Origin of the sequence: Pseudoroseomonas cervicalis, from assembly GCF_030818485.1 — a bacterium.
GTDB lineage: Bacteria > Pseudomonadota > Alphaproteobacteria > Acetobacterales > Acetobacteraceae > Pseudoroseomonas > Pseudoroseomonas cervicalis_A.
The window spans coordinates 29,388-45,447 of record NZ_JAUTAJ010000004.1; the positions used below are offsets into that span (position 1 = coordinate 29,388).

Consider the following 16,060-nt stretch of genomic DNA (forward strand, 5'->3'; position numbering starts at 1 on the left):
CATCCGACGAGTTGGAGGAAAGGAGAGCCGGGAATGGCCGCTGCTGCCCCGCCGCGCTTTGACGCGACCGCCCTGCAGGATTCCGCCGCCGCGCTGTTCCGCGCCGCCGGTGCCCCGGCCGACAAGGCCGCGGTGATGGCCGAGGTGCTGGTCGAGTCGGATCTGATGGGCCATGTGACGCATGGCCTCGGCCTGCTGCCCAAATATCTCGAGGATATCGAGGCCGGGCGCATGGCGCTGGAGGGCGAGCCCGAGATCATCGCCGACCGCGGCGCCTGCCTGACCTGGGATGGCCGCGCCCTGCCGGGCGGCTGGCTGACCATGCGGGCGCTGGATCTCGCCATGGAGCGGGTGAAGACCCATGGCACCGTCTCCATCGCCATCGGCAACAGCCACCATATCGGGTGCCTCGCCGTCTATCCGGCGCGGGCGGCGGAGCGCGGCCTGGTCTGCCTGCTCTACAGCAGCGCCCCCGGCTCGGCGAGCGTGGCGCCCTTCGGCGCCCGGCAGGGCGTGTTCTCGCCCAACCCCTTCGCCGCCGGCTTCCCGACCGGGGAGGTGCCGGTGGTGACCGATATCAGCGCCTCCATCACCACCAACAATATGAGCCAGCGCCTGGTGCGGCGCGGCGAGCGCTTCCCGCAGCAATGGCTGCTGGAGCAGGACGGCACGCCGACCGACGACCCGGCGGCCATCACCCGTGGCGGCACCATCCTGCCGGCGGGCGGGCTGGACCATGGCCAGAAGGGCTATGGCTGGGCGCTGGTGACCGAGGCGCTGACCCAGGGCCTGTCCGGTCATGGCCGGGTGGACAAGCCGGCCGGCATGCTGGCCAGCGTCTTCCTGCAGGTGATCGACCCGGAGGCCTTCGCCGGGCTCGATGCCTTCACCCGCCAGACCGGCCACACCACCGCGGCCTGCCGCGCCGCAGCACCCCGCCCCGGAATGCCGCCGGTGCGGCTGCCCGGCCAGAAGGGGCTGTCGCTGCGCGAGACGGCGCTGCGCGACGGCGTCACCCTGGCCCCTGGCATCATCGAGGCGATGCAGCCTTTGGCCGAACGCCTCGGCGTCACCCTGCCGCGGCCCCTGGCGGCCGAACCCGCCACGGCCTGACACGCGACCGGCCGGCGGCGCAGACCCCCCTGCCGGGAGGGTGCCGCCGGTCCAAACACCCCTGAACAGGGGCGCCCGCCGCCGGACGTCACGGCGCCCGACGGGCCAACCGAAAAAAAGAACGTCCAGGACCCTGCCCCATGTCGCTGATCGATCTGTCCGCCAAGCGCCTGAACGGCCCCGTCATCCGCCTGCATCCGGACGACAATGTCGTGGTCGCCCGCATCCCCGTGGAGGCCGGCACGGTCATCCCGGGCGAGAACATCATCGCCCGCGAGGCGGTGCCGGCCGGCTACAAGCTGGCCACCCGCGCGCTGCGCAAGGGCGAGCCGGTGCTGAAATACAACGTCACCATCGGCTTCGCCGCCGAGGATCTGCCGGCCGGCACCATGCTGCACGGCCACAACATCGCCTTCACCGAATTCGACCGCGACTACGCCATCGGCCAGGACTACCGCCCGCTGGAAATGGTGCCGGAGGCCGAGCGCGCCACCTTCCAGGGCATTGTCCGCCCGGATGGCCAGGTGGCGACGCGCAACTTCATCGGCATCGTCTCCACCGTGAACTGCTCGGCGACCGTGGTGCAGTCCATCGCCGACCATTTCACGGCGGAGCGGCTGGCGGAATTCCCCAATGTCGATGGCGTCGCCGCCTTCACCCACCAGACCGGCTGCGGCATGGAGCTGTCGGGCGAGCCGATGCAGCTGCTGCGCCGCACGCTGGCCGGCTATATCCGCCACCCCAACATCCATTCCGTGCTGGTGATCGGCCTGGGCTGCGAGCGCAACCAGATCGCCGGGCTGATGGAGGAGCAGGGGCTGCAGGCCGGGCCGAAGCTGCGCCACTACAGCATGCAGGAGATGGGCGGCACCCGGAAGAGCATCGAGGCCGGCATCGCCATGGTGCGTGAGCTGCTGGCGGACGCCAACGCCGTGACGCGCCAGACCGTGCCGGCCAGCCACATCAAGGTCGGGCTGCAATGCGGCGGCTCGGACGGCTTCTCCTCGATCACCGCCAACCCGGCGCTGGGCCACGCCATGGACATCCTGACGCGGCATGGCGGCACCGCCATCCTGTCGGAGACGCCCGAAATCTATGGCGTCGAGCACACCCTGACCCGCCGCGCCGCCAGCCAGGCGGTGGGCGAGAAGCTGATCGAGCGCATCCGCTGGTGGAAGGATGTCTACACCCCCGGCCGCGACACGCAGATCAATGGCGTGGTCAGCCCCGGCAACCAGGCCGGCGGCCTGGCCAACATCTTCGAGAAGTCGCTGGGCTCCTCGATGAAGGGCGGCACCGGGCCGCTGATGGAGGTCTATCGCTACGCCGAGAAGGTGACGCAGCCGGGCTTCGTCTTCATGGACAGCCCGGGCTTCGACCCGGTCTCGGCCACCGGCCAGGTGGCGGGCGGGGCGAACATCATCTGCTTCACCACCGGCCGCGGCTCGATGTTCGGCTGCAAGCCGGCGCCGTCGATCAAGCTCGCCACCAACACGCCCATGTACCGCCGGCTGGAGGAGGACATGGACATCAATTGCGGCGAGATCCTCGACGGCACCAAAAGCCTGCAGGAGATGGGGCAGGCGATCTTCGAGCAGATCCTGCGGGTGGCCTCGGGCGAGCGCAGCAAGAGCGAGGAGCTGGGCCTCGGGCGCCATGAATTCGCGCCCTGGAATATCGGCATCACCGGCTGAGGCGGCGCGGCGCGGCGGGGAGGGGGAGCCCCTTCCCGCCGGGATATTTAAGGGCCATTGCGGGCTTGAGGGGGCTTTGCCCCCTCAAACTCCCCCAGCAGGGGACAGGGTCCCCTGCACCCGCCATCCGTTGAAGACGTCAGACAAATGGACTTCCAAAGGCCTCAGGCCTTTGCTCGCTGGCGGCATTGTCAAACAGCGCCTTACAGGAACTCGGCCAGCGTCTCCGTCAACAGCGCCAGCTCCTCGGGCTCGGCCAGGCGGTGCTGGCCGGTCTTGACCAGGGTGATGCGCAGATCCCCGGTCGTCAGCGTGGCGGCGATGTCGGCGGCGGTGCCCCACGGCACCTCGGCATCGCGCATGCCCTGCAGCAGCCGCACCCGGCCAGCGAATTCCAGCGGCCGGTCCAGCACGCTCTGCCGGTCGCCATCCTCGATCAGCTTCCGGGTGATCGGCACCGGCGGGCCATAGGGGCTGTCCAGCCACAGCACGCCCTCCCGCATCAGCGTCTCGCGCTGCACATCGGAGAAGGCGGGCCACATCAGCCGCCGGGTGAAATCCGGCGCCGCGGCGATGCCGAGGAAGCCGCGCACCCGCTCGGGGAAGCGCCGCAGCATCAGCATGGAGATCCAGCCGCCCATCGAGGAGCCGACCAGCAGCAGCTCCCCCTCGGTCAGCCGCTCCAGCACGGTGGCCGCGTCACCGGCCCATTCGCCGATGCAGCCTTCCTCGAACACCCCGCCGCTCGCGCCATGGCCGGAATAGTCGAAGCGCAGGAAGGACTGGCCGCGCGCCGCGCAGGCATCGCGCAGCGCGATCGCCTTGCTCCCCTCCATGTCGGAGCGGAAGCCGGCCAGGAACACGACGGTGGGGCCGCGCCCGGGCAGCCGCGCCCAGGCCAGCTCGGTGCCATCGCCGCGATCCAGGCGGCCGGTCTCTTCCTTCAGGCTCATGCGGTCAACAATCCTCGTCTGGCAAGATTGGCCATCAGCGCGCCCAGGCCGAAGCGCCAGGGCGGGCAGGCATCGGTGCGGTCCACGACATTGGCCAGCGCGCCGAGGCGCGGGCTGGCGATGCGCACCGTATCGCCGATATGGTGGGTGAAGCCCATCCCCGCCGCGTCGCGATCCTTGGACGGCGAGAAGGGCGTGCCGAGGAAGAAGGCGGCGCCATCCGGATATTGGTGGTGCGGGTTGACCAGCTGGCCCACCAGCTCCGCCGGGTCGCGGCTGATGCTGCCGACCGCGCCGCGCTCGGAGAGCGAGAAGCCATCCGTGCCGGTGATGTCGAGGGTGATCTCGGCGCGGCGGATGTCTTCCAGGGTGAAGCCGGCATCGAACAGCCGGATCGCCGGGCCGATGGCGCAGGCGGCGTTGTTGTCCTTGGCGCGGCCGAGCAGCAGGGCGGAGCGGCCCTCGACATCGCGCAGGTTCACATCGTTGCCGAGGGCTGCGCCGAGGATCCGCCCCTCGCCATTGACCGCCAGCACCACCTCCGGCTCCGGATTGTTCCAGGCGCTGCCGGGATGGATGCCGATGCGCGCGCCCGAGCCCACGGCGGAGAGCGGCTGGCCCTTGGTGAAGATCTCCGCATCCGGGCCGATGCCGACCTCCAGATACTGGCTCCACCAGCCGCGCGCGATCAGGTTTTCTTTCAGTCGCATCGCCTCGGGGCTGCCGGGGCGGAGCGCGGTCAGGTCCTCGCCGATGATGGCGCGGAACTCGGCGCGCACCCCTTCGGCCTGGGTGGCGTCGCCGCGGCAGCGCTCCTCGATCACCCGCTCGATCATCGAGCGCACATAGGTCACGCCGCAGGCCTTCAGCGCCTGCAGGTCGAAAGGCGCCAGCAGGGTGAGGGGGCCGCTGCCCGCCAGCAGCGCCTCGACCTGAAGCTCGATCGGCCGGCCGCGCTCGGCGATGGCGCCCACCGGGTCCGGCGCGTTCAGCCAGGCGCTGGCGGTGGCGAAGGCGGGGGTCATGTCGTAGACGCGGCCGCCGGCCAGCGCCAGCACCAGCGGGCCCTGCTTCCCCTCGGCGCGCAGCGCGAAATGCCCCTCGCGCCAATCCTGCGGGAGAGCGGTTGGCAATCCATCCTCGGTCCGGCTCATGCGCGGCGTTCCCTTTTTCCCGGCCTCTGTCCTAGCGCCTTCCGTTCCGGCTTGCCATCCGCCGGCCGGCGGTGGAACGATAACGTCACACCCGGCGCAGTCCGGGGATGGAGGACAACGGTATGGTGAAGATCTCGCGGCGCAGCGCCCTGCGCCTGGGCGCCGGCGTGCTGGCGGCGCCCGCGCTGGTCCAGCGCGTGGGTGCCCAGCAGGCCTTCGACTGGCAGCGCTTCAAGGGCGAGAAGGTCGAGGTCAGCCTGACGGCCAATCCGCGCTCCGCCCTGCTGGTGCAGCACCAGCGGGAATTCGAGGAGCTGACCGGCATCAAGGTCGGCGCCGAGCAGATCCCCGAGCAGCAGCACCGCCAGAAATTCGCCATCGAATTCGCCTCCGGCCGGCCCTCCTTCGACGTGGTCGGCATCAGCCTGCACGTCAACAAGCGCCAGGTCGGCCGCGCCCGCTGGTGCGCCGACGTCAAGCCGCTGATCCAGGACGCGTCGATGACGGCGCCGGATTTCGACTTCGGCGATTTCGGGGAAGGAGCGGTGGCCTATTCCACCCAGTCGGATGGCCGCATGGACACGCTGCCGGAATTCACCGACTACTTCATCCTCTACTACAACAAGGATCTTCTGGCGGCGAAGAACATCGCCGTGCCGAAGACCTTCGACGAGCTCTACACGGCGGCGCGCGCGCTGACCGACCCCTCGAAGCAGCAATACGGCTTCGTCGGAAGGGGGCTGCGCAACGCCAATGTGGTGCTGTGGTCCTCCTTCCTGCTCGGCACCCGGCAGCGCGACACGGTCAGCGCCGAGATGAAGCTGCTGACCGACACGCCGGACGCGATCTGGGCCACCGAGATGTACCAGAAGCTGATGCGCGATTGCGCGCCGCCCGGCAATGTCGGCTTCAACTGGAATGAGTGCCAGACCACCTTCATGCAGGGCCGCGCCGCCTTCTGGATCGATGGCGTGGGCTTCGCCGCGCCGCTCGAGGACCGCACCCGCTCGCGCGTCGCCGGCAAGGTAGGCTATGCGGTGGTGCCGGCGGGTCCCGCGCATCATCATTGCTGCCTGTTCGGCACCGGCTTCGGCATCAGCGAGCAGAGCCGCCGCCGCGGCGCCGCCTGGCTCTATGTGCAATGGGCGACGGGCAAGCAGAACCAGCTGCGCTACCTGACCAGCGGCGCCGGCGCGCCGGCCCGCAGCAGCCCCTTCCGCAACGAGGAGGCGATCGCCTCCAGCCGCTTCCCGCGCGAATTCTTCACCACTCTGATCGAGAGCGCGCGCATCGCCCGCCCCGGCCTGCCGGAGATCGTGCCGGTCACCGAGTTCCGCGACACAATCGGCACCGCGCTCACCAACACCATCGGCGGCGCCGACCCGGCCACCGAGCTGAAGCGCGCCACCGACGCCTTCCGCCCGGTGCTGGAGCAGTCGGAGCGCGCCACCTGATGGGCAATGCCACCGCGGCCCTGCCCGGCGGCAGGGCGGCGGCGGGCACCACCCGCCGCCGCAACTACGCCCGCAACTATGTGTGGTTCATCGTGCCGGCCGGGCTGGTGGTGCTGGCCGTCATCCTCTTCCCCTGGGCCTTCACCCTGTTCATGTCGGCGCATGACTGGAAGATCGGCGGCGGCCACGCCTATGTCGGGCTCGACAATTACCGCAAGCTGTTCACCGATGAGCGCTTCCTCTGGTCGGTCGCGCGCACTCTCTACTTCACCGCGCTGGCGGTGGTGCTGCCGATGGTGCTCGGCGTCGCCGCGGCGCTGGTGTTCAACCGCAACTTCCCGCTGCGCGGCCTGGCGCGCACCATCTTCATCCTGCCGATGATGGCGACCCCCGTCGCCGTCGCCCTGGTCTGGACCATGATGTTCCACCCGCAGCTCGGCGTGCTGAACTGGATCCTGATGCAGTTCGGCATCCCGCCCAGCATGTGGATCTATGACGCGAAGACCGTCATCCCGACCCTGGTGATGGTCGAGGTCTGGCACTGGACGCCGCTGGTCATGCTGATCGTGCTCGGCGGCCTCGCCTCCCTGCCGCAGGACCCCTATGAGGCGGCGAAGATCGACGGCGCCAGCCCCTGGCAGAGCTTCCGCCACATCACCCTGCCGCTGCTGATGCCCTTCATCGTCGTGGCCCTCATCATCCGCGCCATCGACGCGCTGAAGGCCTTCGACACCATCTACGTCATCACCCAGGGCGGCCCCGGTACCAGCAGCGAGACCATCAACATCTTCCTCTACCTGCAGGGCTTCGCCTACTACAACATGGGCTATGCCAGCGCGGTGGTGGTGGTGTTCTTCCTGCTGATCGTCTCGCTCGCGGGGCTGCTGCTCTGGACCCGCAACCGGGTGAAGGACGCGCTATGACCCGCGCCCTCGAAAAGCTGGGCTTCGGCCTCGCGGTGCTGCTGCTGATCTCGCCCGGCGCGATGGTCTTCCTCTGGATGCTGTCCCTCTCCCTGAAGACCGAGCTGGACAACACCGACTGGCCGCCCGTCTTCATCCCCAACCCGGTGGTGTGGGACAATTTCCTGGCGGTGTTCGAGCGGAACGACTTCCTGCTCTACACCTGGAACAGCATCATCGTCTCCTTCACCGCCACCGGGCTGGCCATCCTGATCGGCGTGCCCGCCGGCTACGGCATCGCCAAGATGCGCGCCACGCGGGCGGCCATGCTCATCCTCATCGCCCGCATCACCCCGGGCCTGTCCTACCTCATCCCGCTCTTCCTGCTGTTCCAGTGGCTGGGGCTGACCGGCACGCTGACGCCCATCATCATCACCCACCTGGTCATCACCGTGCCCATCACCGTCTGGGTGATGATCGGCTTCTTCGAAGGCCTGCCCGCCGAGCTGGAGGAGGCCGCCCTGGTCGACGGCGCCAATATCTGGCAGGCCTTCCGCCACGTGGCCTTCCCGCTGGCCAGGCCGGGCATCACGGTCGCGGTGATCCTCTCCTTCATCTTCTCCTGGAACAACTTCATCTTCGCCATGGTCCTGGCCGGGCGCGAAACCCGCACCCTGCCCGTGGCCGTGAACAACATGCTGACCTTCGAGCAGATCTCCTGGGGGCCGCTCGCCGCCGCCGCCCTGCTGGTGACCCTGCCGGTGCTGCTGCTCACCCTGCTGGCGCAGAAGCAGATCATCGCCGGGCTCACCGCGGGGGGCGTGAAGGGGGGATAAAACAGGAAGAAAACCGGGGGAACTGAGTTCCCCCGGGCCCCCGCATCTGCGGCCCTTTCCAGGGCAGCGCCGATGCGGGCTGGTCAGGAACGGGGCGCGCCGGTAAGCGGGGGGCATGTCCGACCGGCCCGCCATCCTGCAGCTCCTGCCCGCCCTGAACAGCGGCGGCGTCGAACGCGGCACCCTGGAAATCGCCGAGGCCCAGGCCCTGGCCGGCTACCGCCCCATCGTCGCCTCCGCCGGCGGCCGGCTGGTGCCGGCGCTGGAAGCCCTCGGCGCCCGCCACGTCACCCTGCCGCTCGACCGCAAGACACCCTGGGCCATCCTGGCCAATGCCGCCGCCCTGCAGCGCCTGGTGGCCGAGCACGGCATCGCCCTGATCCATGCCCGCAGCCGTGGCCCGGCCTGGTCCGGCCTGCGCGCCGCCCGCGCCGCCGGCCTGCCCTTCGTCACCACCTATCACGGCACCTACAACGAGAACTTCCTCGGCAAGCGCCTCTACAACTCGGTCATGGCGCGCGGCGACCGTGTCATCGCCATCAGCCGCTTCATCGCCGAGCTGGTGCAGGCCCGCCACCACACCGACGCTGGTCGCATCCGCATCATCCCGCGCGGCGTCGACCCGCGCGTCTTCGACCCCGCCATGGTGGCGCCCGGGCGTGTGGCGAAGCTGCGCGCCGCCTGGGGCGTGCCGCAGGACCGCCCCGTGCTGCTGCTGCCCGCCCGCATCAGCCGCTGGAAGGGGCAGGAGGTGGCGCTGCAGGCGCTCGCCCGCCTGCCCGCGCCGCGCCCCTTCCTGATCCTGGCCGGCGAGACCGGCCGCGGCGCCTATGCGGCCGAGCTGCGCCAGCGCACCCAGTCGCTCGGCCTCGGCGCCGATGTCATCCTGCCCGGCCATGCCGAGGACATGCCCGCCGCCCTGCTGCTGGCCGATCTGGTGCTGCACGCCTCGACCGATGCCGAGGCCTTCGGCCGCTCGGTGGTGGAGGCCCAGGCCATGGCGCGCCCGGTCATCGCCGCCGATCTCGGCGCCCCGCGTGAGACGGTGGAGGAAGGCGTCACCGGCTGGCGAGTGCCGCCCGGCGATGCGGATGCGCTCGCCGCCGCCATCGCCCGCGCTTTGGCCTTGCCGGCCGAGGCGCGCGCGGCCCTCGGCGCCCGCGCCCAGGCCGTGGTGCGGCTGCGCTACACCACCGCCGCGATGCAGGAGGCGACCATCGCCGTCTATCGGGAGCTGCTCGGCGCATGAGGCGCATCCTGGTCATCAAGCTGGCGGCGCTCGGCGACGTCGTGCAGGCCTTCGGCCCCTTCGCCGCCATCCGCGCGCATCACCCGGGTGCCGAGATCACCCTGCTGACCACGCCGCCCTTTGCCGGGCTGCTGCGCCGCGCCCCCTGGTTCGACCGCATCTGGGCCGATGGCCGCCCCGCCTGGACCGACCTGCCTGCCGTGGCGCGCCTGGCCTGGCGCCTGCGCCGCGCCGGCTTCGACCGGGTCTATGATCTGCAGACCTCCTCGCGCTCCTCGCGCTACCGGCTGTTCACCGGGCCGCGCCCGGAATGGTCGGGCATCGCCCGCGGCGCCAGCCACCCGCACGCCAACCCGGCACGCGATTCCCTGCACACGCTGGAACGCCAGCGCGAGCAGCTGCAGGCCGCCGGCATCACCGCCTTCCCGGATCCGGCGCTGGACTGGCTGGAGGAGGACCTCTCCCCCCTGGGCCTGCCGCCACGCTTCGGGCTGCTGGTGCCCGGCGCCTCGCCGGGGCGCCCGGCCAAGCGCTGGCCGGTGGAGCACTTCGCGCAGCTCGCCTCTCGCCTGGACCTGCCGGTGGCCATCCTGGGCGGCCCCGCCGAGCGGCCCCTGGCCGAGGCCATCCGCGCCGCATCCCCCGCCGCCATCGACCTGACCGGCCGCACCAGCCTGGGCCAGATCGGCGCCCTGGCGCGGCGTGCCGAATTCGCCCTGGGCAATGACACCGGCCCGACCCATCTGCTGGCCGCCACCGGCTGCCCGACGCTCAGCCTGTTCGGGCCGGACAGCGACCCGGCCCTGGCCGCGCCGCGCGGGCCCAGGGCCGCGGTGCTGCGGCGGGTGCCGTTCGAGAGCCTGTCGCCGGACGAGGTTCTCCAGCGGCTGGAGAAGCTAAGGCATTGAGAATCTTCTTTTTCTGAAGAAAAAGAAGCAAAAAGACTTTTCCAGGCTGCCGCCGTCTCCCGTCCCGGCGGGACGCCAAACTGACAGAAGTTTTTTGGTTCTTTTTTTCAAAAAAGAACGAAGACTCACGGCAGCGGTGAGATCGTCCGCTTCAGGCAGCGCAGCGTGAAGGCCGTGCGGGTGTGGCGTACCCCGGGCAGGCGGTAGAGCTTCTCGCGCAGCAGCGCCTCATACCCCGCCGTGCCGCCGACCGCCGCCTTGATCAGGTAGTCGTATTCGCCGGTGGTCAGGTGGCATTCCAGCACTTCGGGCATGTCCTGCACCGCCTGCTCGAAGCGGGCCAGCGCCGTCTCGTCATGCTTCTCCACCATGATCTCGACGAAGACCGTGTCCGGCAGGCCGAGCTGCGCCTGGTCCAGCAGCGCCACATAGCCCTGGATGATGCCCGCCTGCTCCAGCCGCCGCACCCGCGTCCAGCAGGGGGAGGGGGAGAGGCCGACCTGCTCGGCCAGCTCGGCATTGGTCAGGCGCGCATTGCGCGCCAGCGCCCGCAAGATGCGGCGATCCGTCTGGTCCATGAACCTCCCCTTGCCCGATGCCACCCCCTGCTGGGGCGTGGCAATAATTTGGCCATTTTCCTGAGGCGATAAACCTCTGGACCAGGCTCTACAACCTGGACGTGAACGCCACGCTGGAAGATCGATGCGGTTCCGTGTATCTTCACGGTATCGGGAGGGAAGAACCCGGCATGCGCCTGCATGGCTACCGCCACTGCGCCGCGACCACGCGGGTCCGGATCGCCCTGTCCCTGAAGGGGGTGGAGACGGTCTCGGTCACCCTGCGCGATCCGCCTTGCAGCCCGCTGATGCTGGCCACCGCGCCGCAGGGCGGCCTGCTGCCGGTGCTGGAGCTGCCGGATGGCCAGGTGCTGCGCCAGTCGCTGGCCATCCTCGAATGGCTTGAGGAGATGTGGCCGAGCCCGCCGCTGCTGCCGCCCGACCCGATGACCCGCGCCCGGGTGCGCGCCTTCGCCCTGGCGCTGACCGCCGATATGGAACCGCTCTACAGCCCGCGCGTGCTGGAGCGGCTGCGCGGCACCGGCGCCTCGGAAGGCGAGGCCCAGCTCTGGGGCCGCCGCGCCATCGCCGAGGGGCTGGAAGCCTGCGAGGCGCTGCTCGACCATGGCGGGGAAGGGCCCTTCTGCTTCGGCGCCGAGCCGGGCCTGGCCGATATCTGCCTGGTGCCCCAGCTGCAGGAGGCGCGGCGCTTCGGCGTCGCCCTCGGTTTCCCGCGCCTGCTGGCGGCCGAGGCCGCCAGCCTGACCCTGCCCGCCTTCCAGGCGACCCAGCCCGAGGTGATCCATGCGTCGTGACAGCGCCTGCCTCAGGATCCTGCTCTGCGCCCTGGCGCCGCTCTGCCTGCCGGCCGGCGCCATGGCCCAGCTGCGCAGCGTGACCGTGCCGGCCGAATCCGGCGTGGTGGTGCCGCCGCGCGGCCAGGCGCAGCCGCGCCTGGTGGCCCCCCCCACCGCCCGCGCCGCGGCGCCCCAGGCCGCCGCCGCCGAGGCGGCGGAAGGCCCCGCCCCGGTGCAGCTGCCGGCCGGTGGCACCGGCCTGGCCGGGCCGCTCGGCGCCGTGCTGCCGCTGGCGGCGGCCGCGCTGCTGGGTGGCAGCCTGGCCGGCGGCGGCAGCGGCGGCGGTGGCGCCACCGCCACGACCACCGGCCTGGCCCCGGCCCGCACCAGCCGCTGAGCCGCGCGGCGCTCCGCCCGGCAGGGCCCAAGGCAGGACGTTGACGCGCCGCCCCGCTGGGGCCAATGCCTGTCTCCCAGGGCGCGGCATCGCCGCGACAGCAGGGGAGACGGCCATGGCCAGTCGCGAGGGCGCGCTGCGGCGCGCGGGGGAATTCTTCGACCAGGGTGGCTATGCCGCGCTGCTGGGCCAGATGGTGGGCATCGCCTCCACCTCTCAGGAGGAGCGCCACGCGGCCGAGCTGCCGCGCTACCTGGACGGGCTGATCCGCCCCTGGCTGGAGCGCATGGGCTTCAGCGTCTCCCTGCACGACAATCCCGAGCCCGGCTTCGGCCCGATCCTGATGGCCAGCCGCATCGAGGACCCGTCTTTGCCGACTGCGCTGCTCTACGGCCATGGCGACACCGTCGCCGGGCTGGACGCGCAGTGGAGCGAGGGGCTGTCGCCCTGGGTGCTGACCGATCGCGGCGATCGCTGGTATGGCCGTGGCACCGCCGACAACAAAGGCCAGCACGGCATCAACCTGGCGGCGCTGGAGGCCGTGCTGGCCGAGCGTGGCGGCCGGCTCGGCGCCAATGTGAAGCTGGTGCTGGAAATGGCCGAGGAGCGCGGCAGCAAGGGGCTGCGCGCCTTCGTCGCCGCCCATGCCGAGGAACTGGCGGCCGATGCGCTGATCGCCTCCGACGGGCCGCGCGTCATGCCGGAGGTGCCGACCATCGCCACCGGCACGCGCGGCACCTGGCATTGCGACCTGGTGGTGAAGCTGCGCGAGGGCGGGGTGCATTCCGGCCATTGGGGCGGGCTGACCACCGACCCGGCGGTGGTGCTGGCGCATGCGCTCTCCACCATCATGGACCGCAACGGCAAGATCCTGGTGCGCGACTGGCTGCCGGCCGGCGGCAGCGTGCCGGCGGCGGTGAAGGCGGTGCTGCAGGGCTGCCCGGTGGGCGGCGGCGACGGCGCCGCCACCATCGACGAGGCCTGGGGCGAGCCCGGCCTGACCGCGGCCGAGAAGATCTATGGCTGGAACAGCTTCATCGTGCTGGCGATGGAAAGCGGCGTGCCGTCCAACCCGGTGAACGCGGTGGCGCCCTGGGCCAAGGCCCATTGCCAGATCCGCTACACGGTGGACAGCGACCCGGCGCAGTTCGAGGGTGCGCTGCGCCGCCATCTGGACGCGCATGGGCTGCAGGTCGTGGCGATCGAGAACGCCTTCGTCCGCATGCCGGCCAGCCGCACCGCGCCGGACCACCCCTGGGTGCGCTGGGCGCAGGCCAGCATGGAGCGCAGCCTGGGCCGCAAGGTGCAGATCATCCCGAACAGCAGCGGCGGCCTGCCGGGCGACGTCTTCGTCGACCATCTGGGCGTGCCGCTGGTCTGGGTGCCGCACAGCTACAATGGCTGCAAGCAGCACGGCCCGGATGAGCATCTGCTGAAGGCGCCGGCGCGCGAGGGCATCCTGGCCTTCGCCGGCTTCTGGTGGGATCTGGGCGAGCCCGGCCTGCCCGCGCGCCGCTGATCTTTCTTTCGGTTTGGGCGGGGTGGGCATGGCCCGCCCCGCCCGGCGCCGCCGGTTGGCCCGGCACCGCGCCGGAGGCCCGGCGCCTGGGCACCGGGTTCCCGGGCGCCCCCCCGGCGGCAGCTTCCTAGTGCTGCAGCTCGGTGTTGCCGCCGCCGCCTTCGGTCTGGTCGATCACCAGCAGGCGCACGTTCTCCTCGCCCAGCGTCTCGCCCCAATGCCAGTGGTCGAGCATCTCCACCACCACATCGCCGGCCTTGTATTCCCAGCGCCGCCCCTCCGGCGTCGCCACCAGCAGCCGGCCTTCCATCACATAGGCGATGCGCTGCTGCGGATGGCGGTGCACCGGCAGCCGGGCGCCGGGCGGGATGTCGTAGGTGGTGATCACCAGCGTGCCGTCGCGCTGCGGGAAGCGCAGCGGCTGGCCGAGCGCGGTGGCGCTGCCGCGATAGATCTCCACCACCTTCGCCACCGGCGGGGCGGCGGGCGGGGTGGGCGGCGGCGTGGCGCAGGCGGCGGCGAGCAGCGCGGCCAGCACGGCGAGGCCGCTTGGGGCAAGGCGCATTCGGGGCGTTCCTCCGGCCGGTTGCGTCCGGCCATGCCTCAGCATGCCCGGTTTCGCGGCGCCTGGCCCGCCCGATCCAGGGCCCCGGCGCCGATTCTCAGCCCTGCGACTCCTCCAGCAGCCAGAACTGGAAGGCGCGCAGCGCCGGCCCCGGCGGGCGGGAGCGCAGCCAGCTCAGCCAATAGGCGCCGAGCGACAATTCGGCGGCGAAGGGCCGCAGCAGCCGCCCCTCCGCCAGCTCGCGCGGGAAGAGCCGCAGCGGCAGCAGCGCGACCCCCGCGCCCTGCGCCGCCGCCTCGGCCAGCACCAGGGAGGAATCGGCGATCATGCCGCGCGGCGGCGGGCAGGGCAGGTCGAGCGACGCGAACCAGCGCGGCCATTCATCGGCGCGGTAGGAGCGCAGCAGCACCTCGCCCGCCAGATCCTCCGGCCGGCGCAGCCGCGCCGCCACGCCGGGGGCGCAGGCGGGGGAGAGGGGCGCGCTGAACAGCCGCACCGCCTCCGTCCCGTGCCAGGCGCCATCGCCGAAGCGGATGGCGCAATCCAGCCCCTCGCCGGCCAGGTCGACGCGGTTGTTGTTGGTCAGCAGCCGCAGATCGATGAAGGGATGCGCCTGCCGGAAGCGCTCCAGCCGCGGCAGCAGCCAGCCCACCGCCAGGCTGCCCACCACGCCGACCGTCAGCACCTCGCGCACCTGCCCGGCCTCGAAGCGGTCCAGGCTGCGGCCGATGCGGCGGAAGCCCTCGGCGATCTCGGGCAGCAGCGCCGCCCCCTCATCGGTCAGCGCCAGGCCGCGCGGCAGCCGGCGGAACAGCGCGACCCCCAAATTTTCCTCAAGGCTCTTCACCTGATGGCTAATGGCGGCCTGGGTGACATGCAGCTCCAGCCCGGCCTTGGTGAAGCTCAGATGGCGCGCCGAAGCCTCGAAGGCGCGGAGCGCGTTCAGCGGAAGATGGCTGCGCATGCCGTTCATGCCCAAATTTTCCTGGGGTTTCGCCGCAAATCTCCCCGTTTGTCGAGGGGGCATCGCCCCGCCATGGTGCCGCCCGGAACGATACGGGAGACACCGCCATGACCCAACGCCGCCATCTGCTGCAGGGCCTCGCCCTCGGCGCCACGCTGTGGACCGCCATGCCCTGGCGCGCCGCCCTGGCCGCGCCCGACGCCACGGAGTTCGGCCGCCGCATGGCGGAGATCGAGGCGCGCAGCGGCGGCCGCCTCGGCGTCGCGCTGCTCGACACCGGCAGCAATTTCCGCGCCGGGCACCGCGCCGGGGAGCGCTTCCCGATGGCCTCCACCTTCAAGCTGCTGCTGGCCGGCGCCGTGCTGCGCCGGGTGGATGAGGGGAAGGAGCGGCTGGACCGCGTCATCCGCTTCACCCGCGACGATCTGGTGCCGCATGCCCCGGTGACCGGCCCGGCCGCCGGCGGGCCCGGCCTGACGGTCGCCGCCCTGTGCGAGGCGACGGTGACGCTGAGCGACAATCCGGCGGCCAATCTGCTGCTGGACACGGTCGGCGGCCCGGCCGGGCTCACCGCCTTCCTGCGCGGGCTGGGCGACGCCACCACGCGCCTCGACCGCACGGAGCCGGCGCTGAACGAAGGCCGCCCCGGCGACCCGCGCGACACCACCACGCCCGATTCCATGGCCTTCCTGATCCGCGCTTTGACGCTGGGCGATGCGCTGCAGCCGGCCTCGCGCGAGCGGCTGATGGGCTGGCTGCTGGGCAACCGCACCGGCGATGCGCAGCTCCGCGCCGGGCTGCCGCAGGGCTGGCGCGCCGCCGAGAAGACCGGCAGCAGCCCCTCGGCCGGCATCGCCAATGATGTGGGGCTGCTGCTGCCGCCCGGCCGCGCGCCGGTGCTGCTGGTGGCCTATCTCACCGAGGCCCGCATCGCCGCCGCCGAGCGCCCGGCGCTGCTGGCCGAGGTGGCGCGGGCGGCGGTGCGGGCGCTGGGCTGA

16 protein-coding genes are annotated in these 16,060 nt (G+C 71.5%); 11 read left to right on the plus strand and 5 right to left on the minus strand.

All coding sequences use genetic code 11. The features are described from left to right. Window positions 1–33: 33 nt before the first annotated feature. Window positions 34–1,113 (plus strand): Ldh family oxidoreductase, encoded by a 1,080-nt coding sequence (locus QE401_RS03965; protein WP_307136968.1) that lies wholly within the window; start codon window positions 34–36, stop codon window positions 1,111–1,113. A gap of 140 nt (window positions 1,114–1,253) precedes the next feature. Then, window positions 1,254–2,807: a UxaA family hydrolase gene (locus tag QE401_RS03970; RefSeq protein WP_307136969.1), complete on the plus strand. Its 1,554-nt coding sequence runs from the start codon at window positions 1,254–1,256 to the stop codon at window positions 2,805–2,807. A gap of 203 nt (window positions 2,808–3,010) precedes the next feature. Here QE401_RS03970 and QE401_RS03975 read toward each other — a convergent pair whose 3' ends face one another. Together QE401_RS03975 and QE401_RS03980 are read right to left on the minus strand one after the other, a co-directional pair. Further along, on the minus strand, window positions 3,011–3,760 hold the full coding sequence (locus QE401_RS03975) for an alpha/beta fold hydrolase (RefSeq protein WP_307136970.1): 750 nt from the start codon (window positions 3,758–3,760) through the stop codon (window positions 3,011–3,013). Next, entirely contained in the window at window positions 3,757–4,914 is a 1,158-nt protein-coding gene (locus tag QE401_RS03980) for a fumarylacetoacetate hydrolase family protein (protein WP_307136971.1), read from the minus strand. The genes QE401_RS03975 and QE401_RS03980 overlap by 4 nt, the downstream gene beginning before the upstream one ends. A gap of 122 nt (window positions 4,915–5,036) precedes the next feature. Here QE401_RS03980 and QE401_RS03985 point away from each other — a divergent pair, with 122 nt between their 5' ends. The 5 genes from QE401_RS03985 to QE401_RS04005 all read left to right on the plus strand — a co-directional run bounded on the left by QE401_RS03985 (window position 5,037) and on the right by QE401_RS04005 (window position 10,263). After that, complete coding sequence (locus tag QE401_RS03985; protein WP_307136972.1) at window positions 5,037–6,368, plus strand: ABC transporter substrate-binding protein; 1,332 nt, start codon at window positions 5,037–5,039, stop codon at window positions 6,366–6,368. Next, window positions 6,368–7,291, plus strand: a complete 924-nt coding sequence (locus QE401_RS03990; RefSeq protein ID WP_307136973.1) for a carbohydrate ABC transporter permease — start codon at window positions 6,368–6,370, stop codon at window positions 7,289–7,291. The genes QE401_RS03985 and QE401_RS03990 overlap by 1 nt, the downstream gene beginning before the upstream one ends. Continuing rightward, window positions 7,288–8,106, plus strand: coding sequence for a carbohydrate ABC transporter permease (locus QE401_RS03995; RefSeq protein ID WP_307136974.1), 819 nt, complete (start codon window positions 7,288–7,290; stop codon window positions 8,104–8,106). The genes QE401_RS03990 and QE401_RS03995 overlap by 4 nt, the downstream gene beginning before the upstream one ends. Window positions 8,107–8,221: 115 nt before the next feature. Then, window positions 8,222–9,355, plus strand: coding sequence for a glycosyltransferase family 4 protein (locus tag QE401_RS04000; RefSeq protein WP_307136975.1), 1,134 nt, complete (start codon window positions 8,222–8,224; stop codon window positions 9,353–9,355). Continuing rightward, window positions 9,352–10,263, plus strand: coding sequence for a glycosyltransferase family 9 protein (locus QE401_RS04005; RefSeq protein WP_307136976.1), 912 nt, complete (start codon window positions 9,352–9,354; stop codon window positions 10,261–10,263). Before QE401_RS04000 ends, QE401_RS04005 begins: the two co-directional genes overlap by 4 nt. A gap of 125 nt (window positions 10,264–10,388) precedes the next feature. Here QE401_RS04005 and QE401_RS04010 read toward each other — a convergent pair whose 3' ends face one another. Continuing rightward, complete coding sequence (locus tag QE401_RS04010; protein ID WP_307136977.1) at window positions 10,389–10,841, minus strand: Lrp/AsnC family transcriptional regulator; 453 nt, start codon at window positions 10,839–10,841, stop codon at window positions 10,389–10,391. Window positions 10,842–11,011: 170 nt separating this feature from the next. Here QE401_RS04010 and QE401_RS04015 point away from each other — a divergent pair, with 170 nt between their 5' ends. The 3 genes from QE401_RS04015 to QE401_RS04025 all read left to right on the plus strand — a co-directional run bounded on the left by QE401_RS04015 (window position 11,012) and on the right by QE401_RS04025 (window position 13,533). Next, entirely contained in the window at window positions 11,012–11,635 is a 624-nt protein-coding gene (locus QE401_RS04015; RefSeq protein WP_307136978.1) for a glutathione S-transferase N-terminal domain-containing protein, read from the plus strand. Next, the gene (locus tag QE401_RS04020; protein ID WP_307136979.1) at window positions 11,625–12,014 is read left to right on the plus strand and encodes a hypothetical protein; all 390 of its coding nucleotides are present in this window, start codon (window positions 11,625–11,627) and stop codon (window positions 12,012–12,014) included. The genes QE401_RS04015 and QE401_RS04020 overlap by 11 nt, the downstream gene beginning before the upstream one ends. Window positions 12,015–12,129: 115 nt before the next feature. Beyond that, window positions 12,130–13,533 carry a M20/M25/M40 family metallo-hydrolase gene (locus QE401_RS04025; protein ID WP_307136980.1) on the plus strand — a complete coding sequence of 468 codons (1,404 nt, stop codon included), beginning with the start codon at window positions 12,130–12,132 and terminating at the stop codon, window positions 13,531–13,533. Between the two features lie 127 nt (window positions 13,534–13,660). Here QE401_RS04025 and QE401_RS04030 read toward each other — a convergent pair whose 3' ends face one another. Beyond that, entirely contained in the window at window positions 13,661–14,098 is a 438-nt protein-coding gene (locus QE401_RS04030; RefSeq protein WP_307136981.1) for a cupin domain-containing protein, read from the minus strand. Between the two features lie 97 nt (window positions 14,099–14,195). Then, window positions 14,196–15,071: a LysR family transcriptional regulator gene (locus QE401_RS04035; RefSeq protein WP_307136982.1), complete on the minus strand. Its 876-nt coding sequence runs from the start codon at window positions 15,069–15,071 to the stop codon at window positions 14,196–14,198. 98 nt (window positions 15,072–15,169) lie between these two features. On the opposite strand from QE401_RS04035, the gene bla reads away from it, so the two are divergent. Further along, a complete protein-coding gene (gene bla, locus QE401_RS04040; RefSeq protein WP_307136983.1) occupies window positions 15,170–16,060 on the plus strand; it encodes a class A beta-lactamase in 891 nt (296 codons plus the stop codon).